Here is an 8,892-nt window from a genome sequence, read left to right as displayed (position 1 = left end):
AGGGAGGTAATGAAAATTGGAAATCAGGTGGCTCATTTTTTATGTGATCGAACCCTTCAAAAGTGGCTCAATTTTAAATTATCAAATACATAATTTTTAGGTAAAAATATCTTTCATTAAAAATTTATTATATTTATAAAGAGTTCTTGGTATGTTGCAAGAGGCATTATTCAAAAGGAGTGAATCAGATCGTCTATGCCCTCATTTTATTTTTGCGGATGTTGAAGCGTATGCTTTCCATTAAATTTTTCTTGCGTCTAATGTCAAAAAAATAAAATTAACTCCTTTTGCTTATTATCGATTCATGCTTGCTGTTTTTTATAAAAAAGATTAGGAGTACTCTTACAAGTTTGAAGAGTACTCCATCTAAGAGTCAGTACAGGGACTTTTAAAACTTCAACGTTATTAAGATATTACAGGTTTGGCGTTGGAGTCGGTTCGGCATACCCATTTTTATATGCTTCATCAATTTTTTTTCGAATCTCTTTTATTGATTTTCCTGCTTTATAATCTTGAATGGAAGTGGCCGCAATTTCTAGGCAAACTCCACATTTTGTAGCATGATCGTCCCACACAATTGCTCCGTCTTTAAGATTTTTATATACAAAGCAGTCATAATTATTTTTATGCCCAGAAGATTCACCGCAGCCACAATAACACGGAATATTTTCAAGCAATTCTCTATTTTTCGCTGCGCTAGCGTATAAGTTTTTCATTTCTTTCGGTTTATCATCCAAGAAATTTGGTAGAACCTCGACACTTTTTGTTTCTTCTACAATATCTCTGCTTTCTGTTTGTTGATGTTCTTTTTTGTTGTTTCCTGATTCTTGTAGCGAATTAGAGCAACCAACAATTAAGAACGCACTTAATAATGTAATAGGGAAAAATTTTTTGTAATTTACCATTTTATATCCTCCTGACACTAGATTAATAAATGAACATATATTCATAAAAGATACGTATCTATTATACACGTTTTCTTAACACATAGAAAAGCTTTTCAGTTTGAAAACAACACAATACATAGTGGTTAAACGGAATATGAGATACTAGGGAGGCGGAAGAAGTAAAAATTTTGATGTAAAAAATAACGATCTAATTTTTCCGTTATAACCTCGAATATAACCTCGAATCATTTTATTGCGGAAAGACAGAAAGAAAAGTGTGTTTTTATGTTGATAAGACATGTTTTGTTTCATTCATGCATAGGATAGATAAAAATGAATTATGGACAAAATGGATGGTGACATCATGGGAGAAAGAGAAATATTAATGGTTCCCATCATTACTATTTTTATGTTTTTAGGAATTACCTTGGGGGGGATTTTCAGCTTTTTATTCCGTTTTATTTTAGGAATGAAAATAGAGCGGACTTTCGTTTTCTGCGGCGGTCTGTTGCTCGGATTGATTCTATTCGAATTGCTTCCAGAAAGTTTTACTCAGAATAGCTGGATGGGAATTGTCTTAGGGATATTAGCAGGTATTTTATCGATGAGTATAGCTGAGAAATTATTACATAAAAATTTAAATGTGGCCAATGGAAGCCTAGAGTATATACGTTCTTTTGTACTTTTGCTTGTTGCAATTGGCATTCATAACTTGCCAACTGGTTTGGCGTTAGGGACCACAATGAAAACCGATGCATTTTCTCTTTCTCCACTGTTAGCCGCATTGATTCTACATCATATTCCTGAAGGAATGGCTTTAATGGGGGCAATGGCATTTGTAGAATCCCCATCCGTACTGTTTGTAATTAGTGCTGTTTTTTTGGCTGTTGTTCTTGGCGCAAGCATTTTTATCGGATTTCTAATTGGAGACAATTCTTACAAACTCAATACTCTCTTGTTCGGAGGAGCAATTGGCACTTTATCATTCGTAACGTTCCATGAAATCTTATGGAAAGCCAAAAGAAAAATGAGATTTCATGAGTTTGGGTTGTATGTATTACTTGGTTTATTGTTTGTTTATATGTTTTTATTACTTATTCATTAAATATTGTTTGACAGTGTATAGAGTATTATGATACTTTTTTTGTAGCATATATGAAAATGTGTTCATATATTCAATATAGGAGGAATATTTTATGGAAGAATCTAAACACACACAATCTGTTGATAAGGATTTAGACGAGGAAACCTTATTTATTGTTTCACAAACGTTTAAAGCATTAAGTGACCCGACGAGAATTAGAATCTTATATTTACTATCACAAAAGGAGTATTCAGTGAACGAAATTGCTGAAAAATTGTCGTTAGGACAATCAGCTGTGTCACATCAATTGCGCTTTCTAAAAAATTTGCGCCTTGTTAAATACCGACGCGCAGGAACGACGCTGTATTATTCTCATGACGATAAACATGTCATGAACATCCTGAAACAAACAATTGATCACGCGAGACATCATTAAAAAGGCAGGGATTTTATCATGGAGGAATATCGAATAAAAGGTTTGTCATGTGCTCATTGCGCCGCCGAAATCGAGAAGAAAATTCGGAGTTTAGAACACGGGGAATCAGCAACACTAAATTATAATACAGGAAAACTAAAAATTGATGAAAAAGTTGATTTAAAACAAGTCGAAAAAATTTTATCAGAAGACGGAGCATTTATTGAAAAAACTCAAGCTCATCATCACGAACATGAGCATTCACATCATCAAGGAGTCAATTTAAAGTTTTTACTTATTGTTTCGACTGCTTTATATTTCATAGCGTTTTTCCTTGAGAAGCAGACAAACAGTTTTCTGGTGATCGGTTTGTACTTAATTGCCATGGTTATTAGTGGATATCAGACGTTTTTGAAAGGTTTAAAAAACTTAATTAAACTGAAATTCAACATTGATACGTTGATGACCGTGGCATTAATTGGGGCCATCTCCATAGGAGAGTGGAAAGAAGCAACGGTTGTTGCCATTCTTTTTGGATTAAATGAATATCTTGAAGGCATTGGAATGGAAAAGGCCAGAAAGTCGATGGAAAAGTTGTTGGAAGTGGCTCCAAAGCAAGCGACAGTATTGAAGGATGGCATAGAGAAAGTGGTTCCTATTGAGTCCCTTCAAGTAGGAGATATTGTTTTAGTAAAACCCGGAGAAAAAATTCCTTCGGATGGAGTAGTTGTGGAAGGTAAAAGCTCCGTGAATGAGGCCGCTATTACGGGGGAGTCATTACCTGTTGAAAAGGAAAATGGAGAAACAGTATTTGGCGGAAGTATTAATAACGAAGGGATTTTGAAAATTGAGATTACAAAATCATATGAGGATTCATCATTAGCCAAAATTTTACACTTAGTCGAGGAAGCACAGGAAACAAAAACGCCAACTGAATTGTTTATCAATCGTTTTGCCAAATATTATACTCCTCTAATCATGATTGTTGCCGTTTTAGTTATGGTGATACCTCCACTATTTTTTGGTGCCGAGTGGAACAAATGGTTTTATCAAGGTTTAGCCGTTTTAATTGTCGGGTGTCCGTGTGCGCTAATTTTATCTTCACCGATTGCAATTGTTTCTGGGATTACAAGAAATGCTCGTAACGGGATTCTTGTGAAAGGGGGAGTGTTTCTTGAGCAGTTAGGAAAAATTAATACGATTGCCTTCGATAAAACGGGAACTCTTACAAAAGGAGAGCCACATGTTGAAAAAGTAACGGTTTATATAGATGATCAAGATGAGTTTTATCGGATTATCGGTTCAATTGAGAAAAATTCATCCCACCCGTTGGCCAAGGCAATTATGAAAAAAGTGGTTGAGACAGAAGTTGCTTTACATGATCCGGAGGAAATCGAAACGGTTTCTGGACAAGGAATCATCGCGCTTATTCAAGGCAAACGGTATTGGGTGGGGAACGAGAAAAGTATTTCGCATTTACAAATAACGGAGAAAGTAAAAGCCGATATTGAGAAAATGAAAGAAGAAGGCTTGACGTTAGTGTTGCTTGCTGATGAACGTCAAGTGATGGGGCTAGTCGGAATTTCTGATGAAATTAGAGAAGAAAGTAAAAGTGTAATCAAGGCGCTCCATCAAGCGGGTATTCAACATACAGTGATGTTGACGGGTGACCATCAAAAAACAGCAGAGAAAGTGGCACGAAAAGTGGGAGTAACAGAGTATTACGCCAATCTGTTACCAGAAGATAAAGTGGAAAAGGTAAAAGAATTAGCGTTAAAAGGCAAAGTGGCGATGATTGGTGACGGTATCAATGATGCACCTGCTTTAGCAACAGCTGATTTGGGTATTGCAATGGGAAAAGGTACTGACAGCGCAATTGAAACGGCAGACATCGTTTTAATGCAAGACCATCTTGGAAAACTACCGAGCGCTATAAGAACTGCTAAAAAAGTAAATCGTATTATCAAACTAAATATTTCCCTTGCATTAGGTCTTAAATTATTAGCTCTATTACTGACTATTCCGGGCTTGCTTACACTCTGGATTGCTATTTTATCGGATATGGGTGCCACTATTTTAGTTACTTTAATTAGCTTAACGATTTTGTGGGAGAATAAAGAACATAATGTAATAAATTAGATAAAGAAATATACATCTAAGTTTTCGATGTATTTGATACACGCATAAAATAAAATTGCTAAAGATTAACCGTTGGTGGGAAAACGGATGAAACCAGAAAAAACGGAATCGAAAATGAAAAAGAGTATAGAACAGATTATTGAACATTTTAGAAAGAAAGGCATTCAAGTAGAGAAGGTATTATCGAGAGCGAGCATGGCAAGAAATCTTAAATGTGTTCTGTTATAAAAGTCATATGGTTCTTACGAAATTAAGTAAGAGGGGAGCGGGGCGACTCTCCCTTGTCTTCTCCACCACCTAGCACGCGGTCCTGAACTAAGTGGTTCACTAATCTTGATGAAGTTCAACATATTTCTGCATAATGCTCTTGAGTCCTCGGGATTGCCAATACGCAATTCCGAGGACTTTGTTCTGTATAAATGAGGAGTGCGTGTCGTCCGCCATGCTTTTTGGGTAAAAGCGTCATCTTTCCGTTCATATGCCCACCCAAGTTTATTGAAATAGCCCTTGGCGGCTTTGGACTTTACCTTGTCTAGCAGTCTCATCGGGCAATTTGGTTCGTGTAATCTAGACCAGCGTTTGCCTCCAGATTTCTCCAGATTCTACCTCGTGATAGACACCTTGCCTTTGGTTAGCCGTAGACGCTCGCTAATCCCCGCCTAGGATTTTTATAGATGACGCCCATACTGGGAGCACCATGAAAAGGTAAAAATGCGCCGCCATTTTTGCGCCTAGGATGATTGCAAAATTTTAATGTGCTCTAAAATCGTTTCGTACGGAACATCCTGCACTCCGTTATATGTCTGGACGATTTTGCCGTCTGGACCGACCAAATAAAAGCTTGTTCCGTGAATGACTTGATCGTCGTTTTCCGGTTTTTTCACGATCGTTTTAAAGCTTTTTTGCGCCAGTTGCTCGATTTCTTCTTGGCTATATCCCGTCAACAAATGCCAATTTGACAAATCTGTTGTAAATTTTTTGGCATAGGCCTCGAGCTTTTCCGGCGTATCTACTCCCGGATCGACGCTAAATGAGACAAATTCGACCTTAAGCCCTTTCTTGGCCGCCATTTTTTTCAGCTTCGCCATATTCGCTGTCATCGGCGGACAGACGGTTTCACAGCTTGTAAAAATAAAATCAGCTACCCATACTTTTCCCTTTAAATTACGCAACCCAAACCTCTTCCCATGTTGGTCGGTAAACGTAAAATCATCTACCGGCCAATTTTTGGCGTCCGGAATCGTTTTTCCGCACGCAGCTAGCAACACGATGGAAAGAATAAGCAACATTCGTTTCATCTTTACCTTCACCTATCCTCTCTCTTCGTCCGTATCATACATGATCCTGAGCGCTACGTCTCCGGTATAAATCGAAATAATTGGCGTCGTCCTGGCAATATCGATATGCGAACATCCCGTCGCTTCTATGAGCACCTGTTTCAGTCATTTCGCTCATGCCTGCGCATAGCATGGGCAATCGCCATCGCCCGTACGGTTTGCTTGGCGAGTTCCTCTGCAAACTGATTCGTTAAATATTTCACCGTCCGTGAGAAACTTTAGCTTGTCCATAAAATCGATAAGCTGAAGTTTCTTTAAGGAGTTTTTTTCACTTTACAATTACTTCGTTTTTAGGCATATTATGCATTCCTCTAGCTGTTGTGTGTGAAATGACATAGTACTTTCCTGTTTCTTTAAAGACATAAGTAACCTTGTATTCACCATTTTTAGTGTGTTTGGCTTCAATTTTTTTATGTTGGTCTTTCGTTTGTCCTTCCTTCCAAATTTCAAATGTTACTTCATCAGCATCTTCTACTTTTTCGGTTCCTTGAGTAACAGTGGCGACTAATTCCACCTCTTTATTGACCTTTATATTCTCTGGAATTGTTTTAAATTTTACTTCAATCAATTCTGGGGCTTCTTTTTCCTGGCTACACCCACCAAGTACAAAAAGGCTTATTAAAGCCAACGCGAATAACTTTTTCATTTTTAACACTATCAAAAACCTCCCTAAGTAAGGTTAGTAATATCTTATATCATTTTACTTCATAAAAAGGCTTTGTTCTGTTATGAAATGTGGCTAAAAACCAACAATAAAGAAATTTCCATGCACAATGCAATATTATTAAATGAATATATATTCATATTTAAAACATCACTGATTGGTATGTAAAATATAAAGGCTGCAAAATGGCGAATATACGAATGATTGGTTGCTATCGTTTAATGAATACATTTGGAAAGAGAGAAACCTATTGAATAATAAAATAAATTCAGAAGAAGAATATGTAAAAAGGAGGTTCAAATATGGGACATCATCATGGTTGCGGAGATCATTCTCATGCACATCATGCAAATCAAAAAGCATTGCTAATTAGTTTTTTTCTCATTTTATCATTTCTTGTTGTTGAAATTATAGGTGGGATTTTAACGAACAGTCTTGCTTTAATATCCGATGCAGGACACATGTTAAGCGATGCAGCAGCATTGGGTTTAAGTCTTTTAGCTCTAAAGATGGGAGAAAAGCAAGCAAGTGAAACGAAAACCTACGGATATAAACGATTTGAAATTTTAGCTGCATTATTGAATGGAGTGACCCTTTTACTCATTTCTGTCTATATATTCTACGAAGCCTACCATCGTTTCTTTGATCCACCTAAAGTAATGAGTTTTGGAATGTTGACAGTAGCTGGAATTGGACTTATCGTTAATGTTTTAGCTGCATGGATTTTAATGAAAGGAGATAGGAGTGAGAACCTTAATTTAAGAAGTGCTTTCTTACATGTGTTGGGAGATTTACTTGGGTCAGCTGGGGCGATTGTAGCAGGATTACTTATATTACTTTTTGATTGGAACATTGCTGATCCGATTGTGAGTGTGTTGGTATCTGTTTTAGTTTTAATTAGTGGTTGGCGTGTAACGAAGGAATCTGTCCATATTCTCATGGAAGGAAGACCGGTGCATATTGATTTGCAAGAAGTGAAAAATAAATTGTTGTCTTTATCAGGAGTCACAAGTGTTCATGATTTACATATATGGTCGATTACTTCAGGCTTTCCGGCTTTGAGTTGTCATCTTGTTGTTGATTCTCGGATTGATCGCGATCATGTATTACATGAGGCAAAAGCGATGTTACAGAAGCATTTTGGCATTCAGCACTCCACTATACAAATAGAAGGCGAACAAATGAAAAAATGTACGGAAACAGATATTTGCAATTAACACCCCCTTTTTTTTTGATAAGGGGGAAATTTTATTCTTTATACGCCTAACCTACAATAGCCTTTTTGTTAAAATGTGAAATAGGTTTTTTAAGAAAGTTTTTTAATAAAAATACATATAATACCAAGTTTGCATTTACATCAAAGTGTTAGATTTGCGAAGTCGGTATCCGACAACGTATAGGAAATTTAAATAGAGTACGGCATGATGTTGTATTGCTTGAACGTTGCAGTCATAATTACTTTATAAATTTTATATAATGCTTTGTATATATAAAAAGTGACTGTATATGGCAGAATAAAAGTGGTTCTTACGTAATTTTAGTGATAGGAAGGGGACTAATTAACTGTAGTTGAGCAATTTTCGTTACAATAATTACCATTTAAAAAGAGACAAACAGGGTACCCCTTATGCCACGTGGAGCTGTTTTTTCACGGTATCAATGGGAATATTTTGTTTTGCTGCACGATAAATGAACTCCACGAGGCTATGTCCTTTTCTCTTGCGCAGGAGATCGAGCCCATCCGAAAAATCACTGTTAGACTCGAACATGCTGTACACATACGCAAGTAATGTAAATTATCAATCGTTTAAGATGACTATAAAAACCCGCCCGCACTCTCATTCGTTTGCTATTGCCAAAAGTTTATCCATCACGATTTTTCTCTGAGTTTTAACGTCTGGAAAAAAGCTTGTCACCTCTGTTTTTCGGCCATCATGAAATAACTACATACTCAACAGCCCAAACATTGTGATGAACAAGGGGGAAGAGATGATGAGAATATCTGATTTTCTTAAAAGATATCATTTGCATGGGAGTTTAATGGCGAACAGTGCCAGGCACTGTTCGCCTACATGTTGCACTGATTGTCGATGATCATGAAAAGGTAAGACGTCTCATACTTCGCACGACTCTAATGAAAAGACCGCAAAACGCTTCCTTTAAGAAACGCTTTACGGTCTTTTTGTTCTTTGTTTATTGAGGTGAAAGTATGAGTAAAATGTTTGTGGGAGAAAAAAAGACAGGTTCCTGATTTGGTATAATAAGGAACCTGTCAGATATGTAAGCAAAATAGATGAAAAACGGGCTCTCCTCCTGGTAAGGTAGTAAGTGCGAAAAAAATACAACCAAAGAAAGGAGTGGAGCCC

General features: G+C 36.8%; 7 protein-coding genes and 1 pseudogene. 4 read left to right on the top strand and 4 right to left on the bottom strand.

Going from position 1 to position 8,892, the window contains the following annotated elements:
- Positions 1-413: 413 nt before the first annotated feature.
- Entirely contained in the window at positions 414-905 is a 492-nt protein-coding gene (locus EKC99_RS14495) for a PCYCGC motif-containing (lipo)protein (RefSeq protein ID WP_064214013.1), read from the bottom strand.
- Positions 906-1,251: 346 nt separating this feature from the next.
- Here EKC99_RS14495 and EKC99_RS14490 point away from each other — a divergent pair, with 346 nt between their 5' ends.
- The 3 genes from EKC99_RS14490 to EKC99_RS14480 all read left to right on the top strand — a co-directional run bounded on the left by EKC99_RS14490 (position 1,252) and on the right by EKC99_RS14480 (position 4,525).
- Positions 1,252-1,992 carry a ZIP family metal transporter gene (locus EKC99_RS14490; RefSeq protein ID WP_160331299.1) on the top strand — a complete coding sequence of 247 codons (741 nt, stop codon included), beginning with the start codon at positions 1,252-1,254 and terminating at the stop codon, positions 1,990-1,992.
- Between the two features lie 91 nt (positions 1,993-2,083).
- A complete protein-coding gene (locus tag EKC99_RS14485; RefSeq protein ID WP_033015899.1) occupies positions 2,084-2,407 on the top strand; it encodes an ArsR/SmtB family transcription factor in 324 nt (107 codons plus the stop codon).
- An 18-nt stretch (positions 2,408-2,425) separates the two neighbouring features.
- A complete protein-coding gene (locus EKC99_RS14480; protein WP_064214496.1) occupies positions 2,426-4,525 on the top strand; it encodes a heavy metal translocating P-type ATPase in 2,100 nt (699 codons plus the stop codon).
- Positions 4,526-5,256: 731 nt separating this feature from the next.
- On the opposite strand, the gene EKC99_RS14475 is transcribed toward EKC99_RS14480, so the two are convergent.
- Together EKC99_RS14475 and EKC99_RS14470 are read right to left on the bottom strand one after the other, a co-directional pair.
- The gene (locus tag EKC99_RS14475) at positions 5,257-5,823 is read right to left on the bottom strand and encodes an SCO family protein (protein WP_163152530.1); all 567 of its coding nucleotides are present in this window, start codon (positions 5,821-5,823) and stop codon (positions 5,257-5,259) included.
- A gap of 307 nt (positions 5,824-6,130) precedes the next feature.
- Positions 6,131-6,508 (bottom strand): FixH family protein, encoded by a 378-nt coding sequence (locus EKC99_RS14470; RefSeq protein WP_042410023.1) that lies wholly within the window; start codon positions 6,506-6,508, stop codon positions 6,131-6,133.
- 320 nt (positions 6,509-6,828) lie between these two features.
- On the opposite strand from EKC99_RS14470, the gene EKC99_RS14465 reads away from it, so the two are divergent.
- Positions 6,829-7,743: a cation diffusion facilitator family transporter gene (locus tag EKC99_RS14465; RefSeq protein ID WP_033015916.1), complete on the top strand. Its 915-nt coding sequence runs from the start codon at positions 6,829-6,831 to the stop codon at positions 7,741-7,743.
- 408 nt (positions 7,744-8,151) lie between these two features.
- Here the strand turns inward: EKC99_RS14465 and EKC99_RS14460 are convergent.
- Positions 8,152-8,313, bottom strand: a pseudogene (locus tag EKC99_RS14460) (IS701 family transposase); the annotation flags it as partial.
- Positions 8,314-8,892 lie beyond the last annotated feature (579 nt).

Source organism: Anoxybacillus sp. MB8 (genome assembly GCF_011006755.1).
Classification (GTDB): domain Bacteria; phylum Bacillota; class Bacilli; order Bacillales; family Anoxybacillaceae; genus Anoxybacillus; species Anoxybacillus gonensis.
Note: the sequence above shows the minus strand (reverse complement) of the source record. Positions and strands in the feature narration are given on the sequence as shown.